The organism is Xenophilus sp. Marseille-Q4582 (assembly GCF_916700565.1).
Classification (GTDB): domain Bacteria; phylum Pseudomonadota; class Gammaproteobacteria; order Burkholderiales; family Burkholderiaceae_C; genus Xenophilus.
The window spans coordinates 208,365-222,864 of record NZ_CAKAKO010000006.1 but is presented as its reverse complement, the minus strand read 5'-3'; the positions used below and the strand labels follow the sequence as shown (position 1 = coordinate 222,864).

General features: G+C 63.9%; 10 protein-coding genes, 2 tRNA genes and 3 pseudogenes. 8 read left to right on the top strand and 7 right to left on the bottom strand.

All coding sequences use genetic code 11. The features are described from left to right. Positions 1 to 176: 176 nt before the first annotated feature. The 5 genes from clpX to LG388_RS21155 all read left to right on the top strand — a co-directional run bounded on the left by clpX (position 177) and on the right by LG388_RS21155 (position 6,521). A complete protein-coding gene (gene clpX, locus LG388_RS21175; protein WP_225784562.1) occupies positions 177 to 1,448 on the top strand; it encodes an ATP-dependent Clp protease ATP-binding subunit ClpX in 1,272 nt (423 codons plus the stop codon). 172 nt (positions 1,449 to 1,620) lie between these two features. Continuing rightward, positions 1,621 to 4,062, top strand: coding sequence for an endopeptidase La (lon, locus tag LG388_RS21170; protein ID WP_225784561.1), 2,442 nt, complete (start codon positions 1,621 to 1,623; stop codon positions 4,060 to 4,062). A 116-nt stretch (positions 4,063 to 4,178) separates the two neighbouring features. Next, positions 4,179 to 4,254: transfer RNA gene (locus LG388_RS21165), tRNA-Gly, on the top strand. Positions 4,255 to 4,275: 21 nt separating this feature from the next. Further along, a tRNA-Gly gene (locus tag LG388_RS21160) sits at positions 4,276 to 4,351 on the top strand. A gap of 226 nt (positions 4,352 to 4,577) precedes the next feature. Continuing rightward, positions 4,578 to 6,521: an integrase arm-type DNA-binding domain-containing protein gene (locus tag LG388_RS21155; protein ID WP_012614046.1), complete on the top strand. Its 1,944-nt coding sequence runs from the start codon at positions 4,578 to 4,580 to the stop codon at positions 6,519 to 6,521. Between the two features lie 66 nt (positions 6,522 to 6,587). Here the strand turns inward: LG388_RS21155 and LG388_RS21150 are convergent, their stop codons facing one another. Then, the gene (locus LG388_RS21150; protein ID WP_012614047.1) at positions 6,588 to 7,229 is read right to left on the bottom strand and encodes a LysR substrate-binding domain-containing protein; all 642 of its coding nucleotides are present in this window, start codon (positions 7,227 to 7,229) and stop codon (positions 6,588 to 6,590) included. A 104-nt stretch (positions 7,230 to 7,333) separates the two neighbouring features. On the opposite strand from LG388_RS21150, the gene LG388_RS21145 reads away from it, so the two are divergent. Further along, positions 7,334 to 7,627 (top strand): helix-turn-helix domain-containing protein, encoded by a 294-nt coding sequence (locus LG388_RS21145; protein ID WP_024082527.1) that lies wholly within the window; start codon positions 7,334 to 7,336, stop codon positions 7,625 to 7,627. Between the two features lie 26 nt (positions 7,628 to 7,653). Here LG388_RS21145 and LG388_RS21140 read toward each other — a convergent pair whose 3' ends face one another. Then, the gene (locus tag LG388_RS21140; RefSeq protein ID WP_012614048.1) at positions 7,654 to 8,547 is read right to left on the bottom strand and encodes a LysR family transcriptional regulator; all 894 of its coding nucleotides are present in this window, start codon (positions 8,545 to 8,547) and stop codon (positions 7,654 to 7,656) included. Between the two features lie 320 nt (positions 8,548 to 8,867). Continuing rightward, positions 8,868 to 9,436, bottom strand: a pseudogene (locus LG388_RS21135) (4-hydroxyphenylpyruvate dioxygenase family protein); the annotation flags it as partial. Here LG388_RS21135 and LG388_RS21130 point away from each other — a divergent pair. Then, a pseudogene (locus tag LG388_RS21130) lies at positions 9,432 to 9,680 on the top strand (Lrp/AsnC ligand binding domain-containing protein); the annotation flags it as partial. The pseudogenes LG388_RS21135 and LG388_RS21130 overlap by 5 nt on opposite strands. A gap of 100 nt (positions 9,681 to 9,780) precedes the next feature. Further along, positions 9,781 to 9,975 (top strand): heavy-metal-associated domain-containing protein, encoded by a 195-nt coding sequence (locus tag LG388_RS21125; RefSeq protein ID WP_012614049.1) that lies wholly within the window; start codon positions 9,781 to 9,783, stop codon positions 9,973 to 9,975. A gap of 74 nt (positions 9,976 to 10,049) precedes the next feature. Here the strand turns inward: LG388_RS21125 and LG388_RS26860 are convergent. The 4 genes and pseudogenes from LG388_RS26860 to LG388_RS21100 all read right to left on the bottom strand — a co-directional run bounded on the left by LG388_RS26860 (position 10,050) and on the right by LG388_RS21100 (position 14,354). Continuing rightward, positions 10,050 to 10,786: pseudogene (locus tag LG388_RS26860) on the bottom strand (MauE/DoxX family redox-associated membrane protein). A 223-nt stretch (positions 10,787 to 11,009) separates the two neighbouring features. Next, positions 11,010 to 11,348, bottom strand: coding sequence for an ISC system 2Fe-2S type ferredoxin (gene fdx / locus LG388_RS21110; RefSeq protein WP_012614051.1), 339 nt, complete (start codon positions 11,346 to 11,348; stop codon positions 11,010 to 11,012). Between the two features lie 15 nt (positions 11,349 to 11,363). Further along, a complete protein-coding gene (gene cueR / locus LG388_RS21105; RefSeq protein ID WP_012614052.1) occupies positions 11,364 to 11,843 on the bottom strand; it encodes a Cu(I)-responsive transcriptional regulator in 480 nt (159 codons plus the stop codon). A gap of 15 nt (positions 11,844 to 11,858) precedes the next feature. Beyond that, positions 11,859 to 14,354 (bottom strand): heavy metal translocating P-type ATPase, encoded by a 2,496-nt coding sequence (locus LG388_RS21100; RefSeq protein WP_017511447.1) that lies wholly within the window; start codon positions 14,352 to 14,354, stop codon positions 11,859 to 11,861. Positions 14,355 to 14,500: the final 146 nt, after the last annotated feature.

Below are 14,500 nucleotides of genomic sequence, written 5' to 3'. Positions count from 1 at the left end.
GAGCCGTCCGTCGGACAACGGCGTTTTCCGCCAGGAAAGAGCCGTTTTTCCTTCGCCGCTGGCGCCAGAATGGAAAAAGCCCCGGCAATACCGGGGCGGCGCACTCCGCGAAGCGGGGGCGTGGGAGGCTTTTTTCATTCGTTATCATTGATCGATCCCCCTGTAGAGGCATGTCCATGGCCGAGAAAAAAGGCTCTTCCAGCGAAAAGACGCTGTACTGCTCCTTCTGCGGCAAGAGCCAGCACGAGGTCAAGAAACTCATCGCGGGCCCGTCGGTCTTCATCTGCGACGAGTGCATCGACCTGTGCAACGAGATCGTGCGTGAGGAAATGCCCGCCGGCGACGCCCAGCGCGAGGCCCGCGGCGACCTGCCCACGCCGCAGGAAATCAAGTCCAACCTGGACAACTACGTGATCGGCCAGGAAGCGGCCAAGCGGATGCTGGCCGTCGCGGTCTACAACCACTACAAGCGCCTGCGCCACAAGGAAAAGGGCGACAAGGCCAAGGACGAGGTGGAACTCAGCAAGAGCAACATCCTGCTGATCGGGCCCACGGGTTCGGGCAAGACGCTGCTGGCCCAGACGCTGGCGCGGCAGCTCGACGTGCCCTTCGTGATGGCCGACGCGACCACGCTGACCGAAGCGGGCTACGTGGGCGAGGACGTCGAGAACATCATCCAGAAGCTGCTGCAGAGCTGCAACTACGAAGTCGAGAAGGCGCAGCGCGGCATCGTCTACATCGACGAGATCGACAAGATTTCGCGCAAGTCCGACAACCCGAGCATCACGCGCGACGTGTCCGGCGAAGGCGTGCAGCAGGCGCTGCTCAAGCTCATCGAAGGCACCATGGCCAGCATCCCGCCGCAGGGCGGGCGCAAGCACCCGAACCAGGATTTCCTGCAGATCGACACGACCAACATCCTGTTCATCTGCGGCGGCGCCTTCGCCGGGCTGGAGAAGGTGGTGGAAGCGCGCACCGAGGCCTCGGGCATCGGCTTCGGCGCCAGCGTGCGCAGCAAGCAAAGCCGCAGCCTGACCGAGGTGTTCCGCGACGTGGAGCCGGAGGACCTGATCAAATTCGGCCTCATCCCCGAACTGGTGGGCCGCCTGCCCGTGGTGGCGTCGCTGGCCGAACTCAGCGAGGACGCGCTGATCCAGATCCTGACCGAGCCCCGCAATGCGGTGGTCAAGCAGTTCTCGCGCCTGTTGCAGATGGAGGGCGTGGAACTGGAAGTGCGCCCGGCCGCGCTGCGCGCGATCGCGCGCAAGGCGCTGGCCCGCAAGACCGGTGCGCGCGGCCTGCGGTCGATCCTGGAGCAGTCGCTGATCGACACCATGTTCGACCTGCCCAATGCCAGCAACGTGGAAAAGGTGGTGGTCGATGAATCGACCATCGAGGAGAACCAGCCGCCGCTGCTCGTCTACCGCGAGGCGGCCAAGAAGGCCTGATTGGGGCCTCGGCGGTTCAAGGGATGCTTTCGCGGGACTCGTGGACGGCATCCCTGATTTGACCCTTCTGCCTGCGCGTGCTGTCGGCACGCGTCCCGATGGCGGTGCGCGCGATGGCTTGAAAATCGTGCGTTGCCGCTCATCTGTGTACCGTCTTTCCTGAAGGATTCTCATGTCCGGTCACAAGCCCCTGCCTTCCGATCCCCTGGACCTGCCGCTGCTGCCGCTGCGCGACGTGGTGGTGTTCCCGCACATGGTGATCCCCCTGTTCGTCGGCCGCCCCAAGAGCATCAAGGCCCTGGAACTGGCGATGGAGACCGAGCGCCGCATCATGCTGGTGGCCCAGAAGGCCGCCGCCAAGGACGAGCCCGCCGTGGACGACATGTTCGAGGTCGGCTGCGTCTCCACCATCCTGCAGATGCTCAAGCTGCCCGACGGCACCGTGAAGGTGCTGGTCGAAGGCCAGCAGCGCGCGCGCGTGCAGCACATCGAGGATGCGCAGAGCCATTTCACGGCCACCGTCGTGCCGCTGGAAGTGGCCGCTGGCGCGGACGTGAACGAGGTCGAGGCGCTGCGCCGCGCCGTGATGCAGCAGTTCGACCAGTACGTGAAGCTCAACAAGAAGATCCCGCCGGAGATCCTCACGTCCATCTCCAGCATCGACGACCCGGGCCGCCTGGCCGACACCATCGCCGCGCACCTGCCGCTCAAGCTCGACAACAAGCAGGCCGTGCTCGACCTGTCGGATGTGCAGGCGCGGCTGGAGAATCTCTTCGGCCAGCTCGAGCGCGAAGTCGACATCCTCAACGTCGACAAGAAGATCCGCGGCCGCGTGAAGCGCCAGATGGAGAAGAACCAGCGCGACTTCTACCTCAACGAGCAGGTCAAGGCGATCCAGAAGGAACTCGGCGAAGGCGAAGAGGGCGCCGACATCGAGGAGATCGAGAAGAAGATCATCGCGGCCAAGATGCCCAAGGAGGCCCGCAAGAAGGCCGAGGGCGAGCTCAAGAAGCTCAAGCTGATGTCGCCCATGTCGGCCGAGGCCACCGTGGTGCGCAACTACATCGACGTGCTGGTCGGCCTGCCCTGGAGCAAGAAGACCAAGATCAAGCACGACCTGACCAATGCCGAGAACGTGCTCAACGAGGACCACTACGGCCTGGAGAAGGTCAAGGACCGCATCCTCGAGTACCTCGCGGTGCAGCAGCGCGTGGACAAGGTCAAGGCGCCGATCCTGTGCCTCGTCGGTCCGCCGGGCGTGGGCAAGACCTCGCTGGGGCAGTCGATCGCGAAGGCGACCGGCCGCAAGTACGTGCGCATGGCCCTGGGCGGCATGCGCGACGAGGCCGAAATCCGCGGGCACCGCCGCACCTACATCGGCGCGCTGCCGGGCAAGGTGCTGCAGAGCCTGAACAAGGTGGGCACGCGCAATCCGCTGTTCCTGCTGGACGAGATCGACAAGCTGGGCACCGACTTCCGTGGCGACCCGTCGTCGGCCCTGCTGGAAGTGCTCGACCCCGAGCAGAACCACACCTTCGGCGACCATTACGTCGAGGTCGACTTCGACCTGTCGGACGTGATGTTCGTGGCCACCTCGAACTCGATGAACATCCCGCCGGCGCTGCTGGACCGGATGGAAGTGATCCGCCTGTCGGGCTATACCGAGGACGAGAAGACCAGCATCGCGCTGAAGTACCTGCTGCCCAAGCAGATGGAGAACAACGGCGTCAAGGATGCGGAACTGCACGTGACCGAAGAGGCCGTGCGCGACATCGTGCGCTACTACACCCGCGAAGCCGGCGTGCGCTCGCTGGAGCGCGAGCTGTCCAAGATCTGCCGCAAGGTGGTCAAGGGCCTGCAGCTCAAGAAGCTCGAACCCAAGGTCATGGTGACCAGCGAGAACCTCAACGAGTTCCTGGGCGTGCGCAAGTACAGCTTCGGGCGCGCCGAGCAGCAGAACCAGGTGGGGCAGGTCGTGGGCCTGGCCTGGACCGAGGTGGGGGGCGACCTGCTGACCATCGAGGCCGCCACCGTGCCGGGCAAGGGCATGATCACGCGCACGGGCTCGCTCGGCGACGTGATGAAGGAGTCGGTGGAGGCGGCACGCACGGTGGTGCGCAGCCGCGCGCAGCGCCTGGGCATCAAGGACGAGCTCTTCGAGAAGAAGGACATCCACATCCACGTGCCCGATGGCGCCACGCCCAAGGACGGCCCGAGCGCGGGCGCTGCGATGACCACGGCCTTCGTGTCCGCGCTGACCGGCATCCCGGTGCGCAGCGATGTGGCCATGACGGGCGAGATCACGCTGCGCGGCGAGGTGACGGCCATCGGCGGCCTGAAGGAAAAGCTGCTGGCGGCGCTGCGCGGCGGCATCAAGACCGTGCTGATCCCGGAAGAGAATGCCAAGGACCTGCAGGAGATTCCCGAGAACGTGAAGAACGGGCTCGAGATCGTGCCGGTCAAGTGGATCGACAAGGTGCTGGAGATCGCGCTGGAGAAGATGCCCGTGCCGCTGACCGACGAGGAGGTGGCGGTTTCGCAGGCCGCCGCGGCCGAGCTGGCCCGGCAGCGCGCGGCCGCGCCGGCGCGCGACGGCGATCCGGTCAAGCACTGACAACTTTTTTGCCGGGAAGCTGTTCGGGGCCCAGAAAGAGGTATATACTGCAGGGCTTCCGACAAACGGAAGAAACAAACAGAAGCCAGGACTTGAAAGGGTTTTGGCGACTGAATGCGGGAATAGCTCAGTTGGTAGAGCGCAACCTTGCCAAGGTTGAGGTCGACGGTTCGAGACCGTTTTCCCGCTCCATGTTTCTTTCGCGTCAGAGATGCGGGAATAGCTCAGTTGGTAGAGCGCAACCTTGCCAAGGTTGAGGTCGACGGTTCGAGACCGTTTTCCCGCTCCAGATAGTGATCTACAGACTTCTACTGACGTCTGTAAGTCGTTGAAAAGAGGGGCTTTGGCCCCTTTTTTCATTCCAGCGAGCGCCACGGAAATCCACCCACAGCTACCGTTTTTGAGTGACCAATTGAGGCACAAGAATACGGTTGGGACGGCTACCGGATAGTTGCTGGGGCTGAGCGGGAACCATGACGAGCATTAGGCCTAAGTCATAACTTAGGAGCCTCGAAATGGCACTCTCTGATCTGACAGTCCGGCAGGCAAGAACCACCGGCAAGCGCTACACCCTCTCCGATAACGACTGCCTGGGCCTGATGGTCTCTGCCGCAGGCGGCAAGTCGTGGATCTTCCGATACTACTGGCTGGGCAAGCAAAAGCGCATGTCCCTGGGTGGCTATCCCGCCCTCAGTCTGCGCGAGGCCCGCGCCGAGCGGGACAAGGCTCAGGTTCTGCTCGCCAAGGGCATTGATCCCCAAATCGAACGCGACCAGCGCCGGCACGCGGCCAAGCTGGCGGGCGAATACACCTTCAAGAACGTCTTCGATGCTTGGGTCGAGCATCGCCGCAAGGAACTCAAGGAAGGCCGTCAGAGCACGCTTTCGCAGATCCTGCGCATCTTCAACAAGGACGTGCTGCCTACCCTGGGGAAGATGTCGATCTACGACATTCGACGGCCCCAGCTCGTGGGCGTCGTGGCGGCGATCGAGAAACGCAAGGCGTTCACCACCGCCGAGAAGGTCCGCACCTGGTTCAACCAGATGTTCCGCTATGCCCTGGTCATCGCCGAAGGGCTGGAAGTCAATCCGGCCGCGGACCTGGACGTGGTGGCCGAGCCCAAGCCCCCGGTGGCCCACAACCCCTATCTGCACCTGCCCGAGCTGCCCGAGTTCCTTCAGAAGCTCCGGCGCTACAACCCCCGGGGCTGGCAGACCCAGCTTGGCGTCCGGCTGCTGTTCCTGACGGGGGTGCGCACGGGCGAGTTGCGCCTGGCCGAGCCTGAGCAATTCGACCTCGACCGCGGCTTGTGGATCATCCCGCCGCAGGTCGTCAAGCAACTCCAGGACGAAATGCGCAAGGCCGGCAAGCGGCCGCAGGACGTGCCGCCCTACATCGTGCCCCTGTCCCTGCAGGCCATCGAGATCGTGCGCTATCTCCTGGGCGTGATGCGTCCAGCGCAGAAGTACCTGCTGTCGCATCGCAGCGAACTCAAGAAGCGCATCAGCGAGAACACCCTCAACAAGGCCGTGCAGCTCATGGGCTACGAGGGGCGCCTGACCGGCCACGGCATCCGCGGCACCATCTCGACCGCGCTCAACGAGATCGGATACCCGAAGATTTGGGTGGACGCTCAGCTTTCGCACTCCGACCCCAACAAGGTGAGTTCGGCCTACAACCACGCCAAGTACGTGGAGCCTCGGCGTCGCATGATGCAGGACTGGGCAGACCGTCTTGACCTGCTCGAACAGGGTGAAGTCGAAGCCGCGAGCGCGCATCTGACCATCCGTATCGACGGGGTGCCGGCAATGGCGGAAGTGGAGGAAGTGGTGGGCGCGGTCTCCACGACTGCTGAGCCTGTTGTCCCCGGCGTGCCGCCCGTGGTGGCCACGCCTATCGTCGTGACCCCCAACAGCGGCGGAATCATGTTCCAGCGGCTGTCGCAGGTGCCGCCGCCTCCGGTGCATGCCCCGGAGCCGGAAGTCTCCGCGATCCAGCGCGAGCGCGAGGAAATGCTGGCCATCTACGAGTCGCCGAACAATCTGCCGGTCCCGCTGTTCGGCAAGCTGGCCGGGAAGTCCAAGGACCAGATCAACCGCGAGCTGAAGGCGGGCAAGCTGCTGTCGATCAGCCTGGGCAACCGGGGGCAGCGGGTTCCCGACTGGCAACTGGTGCCGCTCAAGCACAAGCTGGCCCAAGTGCTCATGAACCAATGCCCGCACGCCGATTCGTGGGACCTGTACCGCATGCTGACCCAGCCTCACCCCGACCTGGGTGATCGTGCGGCCATTGATGCGGTCACGCCAACGAACGTGCCCGCAATCATCCGGGTTCTCATGGGCGACTACCAGCACCATGCGGATGTGCCCGAGGCCGTTGCCCCGCGGCCCATCCCCGAGGACGTGCGGCAGAGCGTCCGCCGACTGGTGGACAGCGCAGCGGTGCTTGAAGGGGTCTAGTCCGGTCTAGTCCCATGCTGCAACCTATGGCCGGGATGAGACGGCTCCGGCCTATAGGAGTGCCTGCTACAGGGCGCCTGCCTCGGCGATCTGCAGCGCCCTGCGCTCGAAACGCTTGGCAGCAGAATCTGCTTGCGCGTGGGGCCGTTGGAGGTACGTCACGATCTCATAGGGGCCATCGGCGAGCGGTCGCATGCTTACCCCCCATTGATGGGCACGCTCGATGCGCGATTGCGCGCATACGCCGATGCCGTAGCCGGCTGAAACCCACAGCGCCATCATCTCGAATGAAGTTGCAGGCAGGATGTTCTCTTGGTCCACTGGCATCAGGGAGGCCAACCTCTCGTCCAGCAAGGGACAAGCCTCCGCCTGCCAGCGATAGATTGGATAGTCCTGAAGATCGGAGATGGTGAGCTTCGCCTGATCAACCAAACGGAACCGCGGTGGTATCGCGACGGCCATGCTTTCGCACCACAGCCTCCGGCTACTCGTCAGGTGATCCCCCGCACTGCTAAGAGATAGCCCCGCGTCGTAGCGGCCCTCATGCAGGCCCGTTACCAGCTCTTGATCCGAAACTTCACGCACGGCGATCGCGACACCCGGCTCGTGCGCTCGCTGCAGTGCAAGCAGCGCCGACAGCCGTGAAGACGGCACACCTGGCGCTATGGCGAGTGTGAAATTCGGGGACGGTCTGATGGCGTTGTGCATGGATGCCCCCAAGAGGCAACGGGATCGAAAAGAGCAGCCGACATCATACTCAAGAGATATCTTTAACGTGGTTAAAGATCAGTGATTCCATGACGCTTCTGCGAATGCAGAAGCGCACTATTCGGCCTGGACGGCCCGCCGGAGTAACCACCTATGAGTCCGCACCGGCGTTGGCGTTCGGGCAAGCGGTGCGAGCCGCTCGCCTGGCTCAGGGGATTGCTCAGGATGAGTTCGCGGGCTTGGCGGGGATCGCGCGCTCGCACATGGGCAAGATTGAGCGCGGCGAGCACATGCCGACACTCGCTCTCATTCTAAAAATTTCCCTGGCTCTCAAGATCAGCTCGGCCGAACTGATGACGGCCACGGAGCGCAACCTCTACCTTCAGGGCGATGCGTGACGCCGGATGTGGCGCAGGCGTCGTAGCTAATCGCTCTTTGGCGAACGCAAACGCTCGATGAAGCGCTCTACGGGTGCGGATAGTCCGCTACCGCCTTCGGGCCGAAGCAGGTAGGTGATGATGACGGCCGAATCGAGCGCCAACGGCCGGATCACCACGTCGGGACGTTGACACGCCGCGATTCGGGTCGCCGTTGCGAAGCCGATGCCGTAACCAGCTCCGACCAATGTGAGCATCATGTCCAGCGACGAGACATGCTCAACGATGGTGGACTCGCGCTCCAGGGGATGTAGCAGCCGGGTCAATTCGCGGCAGTAGCCCTCGCAAAGCTGCGGATCACACATCACCAGCGGGTAACTCACGAGTTCACGTAGCGACACTTCCTTGTGGGCCAGCAACGGGTGCCGGATCGGCACGGTCACCACCAGCGGGTCCTGCCAGATGGGCTCCGTCACCAGTCCGTCGCCGACGTCCGCGGTGTGTGCGAAACCGATCGCGAAGTCGCCGGATCGCAGTCCCCGCAACTGTTCCGCCAGGGTGACCTCGGAGAGCCGTATTTCGATCTCCGGCTCCTCCTGGCGGCACAGGGCAAGAAGTGCAGACAGCCGCGGGTCGATGGCGCCATCGGAGATGGCGATGCGCACGCTGCCTCTTAGGCCTGCGGCGATCGCCCTGACGTTTTCTCGTGCCTGCTCCAGGTTGGTGAACAGCCTGCGAATGTCCTGAAGGAAGGTGGTGCCCGCTGGCGTCAACCGCGTTCCCCGCCGATCGCGGTCAAAGAGCAGCACCCCCAGTTCGTCTTCCAATTCCTTGATCGTGCGGGACAGCGGCGGCTGCTCGATGTGCAAGCGCTCCGCAGCACGGGTGAAATGCAGCTCTTCGGCGAGAGCCACGAAGCAGCGCAAATGACGAAGTTCCATGGGCACGTCCTTCAGCAATCCTGGTCATTGGGTTGGCCACGGCGCATTGCTGCCGAAGTGCGCTTAGAGGGGGCGACGTAGTGCTGGGTCCCTCTTCAGGGCGAGGAAAAAGGCCATCGGTGTATCTGAATAAGAATACATATGTTCATGTATTAACTCAAGTCAAGGGCGGTAGCAACTGTTTCGGAACGTGACGCCGAAGCCAACCCGCTCAATGCTTGAGCGGCTAAGGCAGTACTGACGCCAAAGTAGCGCGAGCCCACAGAGGGGCTCGCGAGATGTAGGACTGAAGGCGCTCTGCCTTCATGGAAAGGCCCAAATCAGGCCGGGTTGATTTCCAACGAGCCACGGTTGATCTGGTCGCGTTCCATCGACTCGAACAAGGCACCGAAGTTTCCTTCGCCGAAGCCCTCGCGGTAGTTGCCCTTGCGCTCGATGAACTCGAAGAACACCGGGCCAAGCAGCGGCTCGGAGAATATCTGCAGCAGCAGGCGGGGCTGGCCGCCTTCGGTCGTGCCGTCGAGCAGAATGCCGCGCGCCTGCAACTCGGGTACGGGCTGGCCATGGCCGGGCAGGCGCTTTTCCAAGTTTGCGTAATAGATGTCGTTGGGGCGGTCAGCAGCGGGATACCGGCCATCTGCACGCGGTCGAGCGCATCGAGTAGGTTGTCGCACAGCAGGGCGATGTGCTGGATGCCCTCGCCGCTGAACTGCATCAAGAATTCCTCAATCTGGCCGCCGCCCTGGCGTGCTTCCTCGTTCAGCGGGATGCGGATCAGGCCGTCCGGCGCGCTCATCGCCTTGGAGGCTAGGCCGGTGTACTCGCCGTTGATGTCGAAGTAGCGGATCTCTTGGAAGTTGAAGAACTTCGTGTAGAAGTCGGCCCAGTACTCCGACTCGCACAAGCGCAATCCCATGGACGTGTTCCGCGCGTCTGTCCAGAACTGGCCAGAGGTTGTGGAGTGCCATGCGCTGACCGGCGACATGGACTATCTGCTGCGGGTGGTCGTCATGGACATGGCTCACTACTCCCGCTTCGTGCTCGACACGCTGCTCAAGCACCCCAGCGTGCAGGACTGCAAGACCAGCTTCGTGCTGGATCGCGTAAAGAGCACCACGGCCTTGCCCCTATGAGCATTCGGCCGGTTGGTGTGGCGGGGATGCAAATAGCGATTGACCTTCCAACGGTGGCAAGGAGCACACTTCAAACACCCCAACCCGAAAGGAGTTTTCCATGCAATTCCATCTCGAAGACATGACCTGCGGCGGCTGCGCCCGCACTGTGACGAAAACGATCCAAATGATCGACCCCAACGCCAAGATCGTCACGGACCCGCCGACCCGCCGTGTCGAGGTCCAGACCTCGGCCTCGCAAGAGCAGATCGCCGCGGCCCTGAGCGAAGCTGGCTTCCCGCCGCGCGCGCAGTAACACCGCATCGTGGCCGGCATGCACACAGGACGGCCGATGCGAGCACGTGCGCTGCGCCGTACCTGGCGCGGCGCTCAGTGCATCCCAAGGTAGGCCGACCTTGGCCACAGGGCCATCGCCACCATCATCAGGTTCTCGGTCAGGGACACGAAGCCCAGCGGCACGTTGCTGTCCCCGCCCACGCAGGCGCACTTGAGTTCCCGGCGATCGACATAGACCGCCTTGAAAACCGACACGGCCCCGACGGTCCCGATGAACAGCGCCAACGGAATCGACACCCACATCCCCACGCCCGCGACCATCTGGACGCCTGCGATGGCCTCCGCGAACGGGTAGAAATAGGCATACCGAACCCAGCGCTTGGCCAGCAGGTCGTCGCGAAGCCGTCCACGTCCTTGAGCTTCTGCAGCGCCAGGAGGCACATGGCAAAGGCCACGAACCACTCTGCCGCCTGAATGCTCTAGACTTGGCCGAAGGCCGCCCAGCTCGCCGCCAGCGCCATTGCGGCCGCCGTGGCGAACAGCGCGATCACAGGGGTCTAGGTCACGGCGTTCTTGTCCTTCACGGACATGCCGAAGAATTTGCGTAGGTCGTCGTAGCCGCCCACGCGCCGCCCGTTTATGAAGACCTGGGGCGTGGTCTCGATGCCATGCTCCTTCTTGAACGCATCCGTCTGCTCGCGGCTTGCCAAGTGTTTGTCCTCGACCTCGTAGCCCTTGCGGTTGAGCAGATCGAGCGACTTCAGCCCGTAGGGGCAGGTATGGCCGGGCATGACCATTCGGTAGAGCGTGGCTAGCTTGGGCGCAGACATGCAGGACTTCTCCTGTGGGACTTTCCATGGGCCGGCCGTCACGGATTTAAGGACGTTGATGACCTTTCCAGCCTAACCGACGACCGTGCAAAGGGAGTGTAGACACCTGGCTCGCGGGTTGGTCTGGCCCACGGGTTGGTTATCTGGCGGCAATGCCGTCAGTCCTCCATCTGCCAGAGCAACCCTGCCGCAGGCCGGTGCGCCTGAGGCAGCACGCAGGCTCCTAGTGGTTCTCCTTGGCATGGTTGATCGTGTACTTGGGGATCTCGACGGTCAGGTCTTCGGTCGCAACGATGGCCTGGCAGCTCAGCCGCGACTGCGCCTCCAGTCCCCAGGCCCGGTCGAGCAGATCGTCCTCGCATTCCTCGACTTCGTTTAGAGAATCGAACCCCTTGCGCACGATGCAGTGACAGGTCGTGCAGGCACAGCTCATGTCGCAGGCATGCTCGATCTCGATGCCGTTGTCCAGCAGGGCCTCGCAGATCGAAGTGCCTGCTGGCACGTTCAGTTCGGCTCCCTCAGGCGCCAGTTCAGGATGGGGCAAGACGGTGATTTTGGGCATATCTCTCCTGGCTGCTCAGTGCGCACACGGCTTTTTTCCTGCTGCGTTGGCTCGCGCGCGGCGCGGCACTGCGCCAGTGCGCGCTTCGGGCTTGTTGTCACTGATATCGGGCTGCTCCAGCGTGTGCAGGATCGGGCAGTCGGGCCGTTCGTCGCCGGCGCAACACCGGATCAGCGCCTTGAGCGTCGCGGCCATCTCCAGCATGCTCTCGATGCGCCGGTCCAACTCGTCGATGTGTTGCTGGGCCAGACGCTTTACATCAGCACTCTGGCGCGACTTGTCATTCCACAGTCCCAGCAAGTCCGTGATCTCGGCCACCGAGAAGCCGAGGTCGCGCGAACGCCGGATGAAATGCAACCGGTGAACGTCGTCCTGGGTATAGGCGCGGTAGCCCGAATCGGTGCGGTCAGCCGGAGGGATCAGACCGATTTGCTCGTAGTAGCGGATCATTTTGGCCGAGACCTTCGAGGCCTTGGATGCTTCACCGATGTTCATGGTGTTCCTCCTTTCTCAATGAGCGGTATCCGCCGCCAGCGGCGGCTGGAAGCGGCGCAGGCGCAGCGCGTTGCCGAGCACGAACACGCTGGACAGCGCCATCGCGCCAGCCGCGAAGATCGGCGACAACAGCACACCGTATGCGGGGTACAGGACGCCAGCGGCCACCGGGATCAGGGCCGTGTTGTAGCCAAACGCCCAGAACAGGTTCTGGCGGATGTTGCCGATGGTCGCCTTGGACAGCGCGATGGCGTTGGGCACGCCCTGCAGGTTGCCCGACATCAGCACTACGTCGGCCGACTCCACCGCCACGTCGGTGCCGGTGCCGATGGCCAGGCCCACGTCGGCCTCGGCCAGCGCCGGGGCGTCGTTGATGCCGTCGCCCACGTAGGCGATCTGGCCGTGGCTGGCTTTCAGCCGGCGCACGGCTTCGACCTTGCCCTCGGGCAGCACTTCGGCCACCACCTCGTCGATGCCCAGTTGCTTGGCGATGGCCTGCGCGGTACGCGCGTTGTCGCCGGTGATCATCGCCACCTTCAGGCCGAGCTGGTGCAACGCGGCAATGGCCGCGGGCGTGCTGGACTTGATCGGATCGGCCACCGCGATGATGGCGGCCAGCCGGCCGTCGATCGCGGCGTACAGCGGTGACTTGCCCTCGTTGCCCAGGCGCTCGGCCGTGCGAGCGAAGCTGCCCACGTCCAACCCCAGCTCACGCATGAAGCGATCGGCACCGACCTCGACACGCGCGCCGTCCACGGTGGCGCGCACGCCCATGCCCGTGACCGAATCGAAGTCTGTCATCGTCGGCAGCGCGATGCCACCTTCCACGGCCGACTCGACGATGGCGCGTGCGATCGGATGCTCCGAGCGCGATTCGACAGCGGCGACCTTCGCCAGCACCTGGTTGCGGTCAAAGCCGTCGGCAATCTCCAGGTCGGTCAGGACCGGGCGGCCCTCGGTCAGCGTGCCGGTCTTGTCCACGGCCACCACCTTGGCGTCCTTGAGCAGTTGCAGGGCTTCACCCTTGCGGAACAGCACGCCCATCTCGGCGCCCCGGCCCGTGCCGACCATGATGGAGGTCGGCGTCGCCAAACCCATGGCGCAAGGGCAGGCAATGATCAGCACCGCCACGGCATTGACCAGCGCGAAGGACAGCGCGGGCGACGGGCCGAACACCAGCCAGACCAGGAAGGTCAGCACCGCGGCCAGCATGACGGCGGGCACGAACCACAGCGTCACCTTGTCCACCACGGCCTGGATCGGCAGCTTGGAACCTTGCGCCTGCTCGACCATGCGGATGATCTGCGCCAGCATGGTCTGACCGCCCACGGCGGTGGCACGCAGCGTCAGCGCACCCTTCTGGTTGACGGTGCCGCCGACCACGGTGCTGCCTTCCGCCTTTTCGACGGGAATCGGCTCGCCGGTGATCATCGACTCGTCCACGAAGCTGCGGCCCTCGGTCACTTCACCATCGACCGGCACGCGCTCGCCGGGGCGCACTTCCACGATGTCGCCCTGCGCCACGTCGTTGATCGGGATGTCCACGATGCGGCCGTCGCGCAGCACGTGCGCCTCCTTGGCCTGCAGGCCGATCAGGCGCTTGATGGCCTCGGAGGTGCGGCCCTTGGCCCGTGCCTCAAGAAAGCGGCCCAGCAGGATCAGCGCCACGATGACGGCTGCCGCCTCGTAGTACACGTTCACCGTGCCGGCCGGCAGCAGACTGGGCGCGAACGTGGCGACCATCGAATAACCGAAGGCCGCGGCCGTGCCGACCGCGACCAGCGAGTTCATGTCGGGACCCAGGCGGAACAGCGCCGGGAAGCCCTTCTCATAGAAGCGCCAGCCCGGAATGGCGAGCACCAGCAGGGTCAGCACGAACTGCAGATACCAGCTCTGCTGGATGCCAATGGTGGAAGCCACCCACTCGTGCATGCCGGGAATCATGTGCGAGCCCATTTCGAGCACGAACACAGGCAGCGCCAGCACGGCGGCCAGGGTCAGGTCGCGCTTGAGTTCGGCGCGCTCGGCGTCCTTTTTCTCGGCAGCTTCCTCGTCGGCCTGCATGCCTGTATCGACCGGGCTGGCCTCGTAGCCGACCTTATCGACAGCAGCAATCAGATCCTGCACGGATGCTACGCCACGCACGGTAGCGCGCTCGGTCGCCAGATTGACCACAGCCTCAGTGACGCCCGGCACCGCCTTGAGCGCCTTCTCGACGCGGCCCACGCACGAAGCGCAGGTCATGCCTCCGATCGCCAGCTCGATGGTGCCCTGAGGCACGTCGTACCCTACCTTCTCGATCGCCTGGATCAGCGCCATGCGATCGACAGGACGGTTCAGGCGAATGTCCGCTCGCTCGGTGGCGAGATTGACAGACACGCTTGCCACGCCCTCGACCTTGGCAAGGGCGGCCTCGACTCGGCCGACACAGCTTGCGCAGGTCATGCCCTCGATGGGCAGGCTGATTGCCGCTGCTTGGGCGCCAGCACTACTCGTTGTTGCCATGCTCATGGTGTGCTTCCCATAGTTGAAATTCGACATGGAGGGAGCTTAGGGTTTACCATCGTGGGAAGGTCAAGCGCTTTTTCGGATGCTGTCAGGTTTCAGAAATGACCCGGTGCACGGGGAACGGAGGCCTTGCCTGCCAGGCTCGCACT

What these genes read in the sequence shown, in the direction of transcription:
- clpX (WP_225784562.1), top strand. Translation starts at nt 177, where the DNA reads ATGGCCGAGAAAAAAGGCTCTTCCAGCGAAAAGACGCTGTACTGCTCC.
- lon (WP_225784561.1), top strand. Translation starts at nt 1,621, where the DNA reads ATGTCCGGTCACAAGCCCCTGCCTTCCGATCCCCTGGACCTGCCGCTG.
- LG388_RS21155 (WP_012614046.1), top strand. Translation starts at nt 4,578, where the DNA reads ATGGCACTCTCTGATCTGACAGTCCGGCAGGCAAGAACCACCGGCAAG.
- LG388_RS21150 (WP_012614047.1), bottom strand. Translation starts at nt 7,229, where the DNA reads ATGCACAACGCCATCAGACCGTCCCCGAATTTCACACTCGCCATAGCG.
- LG388_RS21145 (WP_024082527.1), top strand. Translation starts at nt 7,334, where the DNA reads ATGCAGAAGCGCACTATTCGGCCTGGACGGCCCGCCGGAGTAACCACC.
- LG388_RS21140 (WP_012614048.1), bottom strand. Translation starts at nt 8,547, where the DNA reads ATGGAACTTCGTCATTTGCGCTGCTTCGTGGCTCTCGCCGAAGAGCTG.
- LG388_RS21125 (WP_012614049.1), top strand. Translation starts at nt 9,781, where the DNA reads ATGCAATTCCATCTCGAAGACATGACCTGCGGCGGCTGCGCCCGCACT.
- fdx (WP_012614051.1), bottom strand. Translation starts at nt 11,348, where the DNA reads ATGCCCAAAATCACCGTCTTGCCCCATCCTGAACTGGCGCCTGAGGGA.
- cueR (WP_012614052.1), bottom strand. Translation starts at nt 11,843, where the DNA reads ATGAACATCGGTGAAGCATCCAAGGCCTCGAAGGTCTCGGCCAAAATG.
- LG388_RS21100 (WP_017511447.1), bottom strand. Translation starts at nt 14,354, where the DNA reads ATGAGCATGGCAACAACGAGTAGTGCTGGCGCCCAAGCAGCGGCAATC.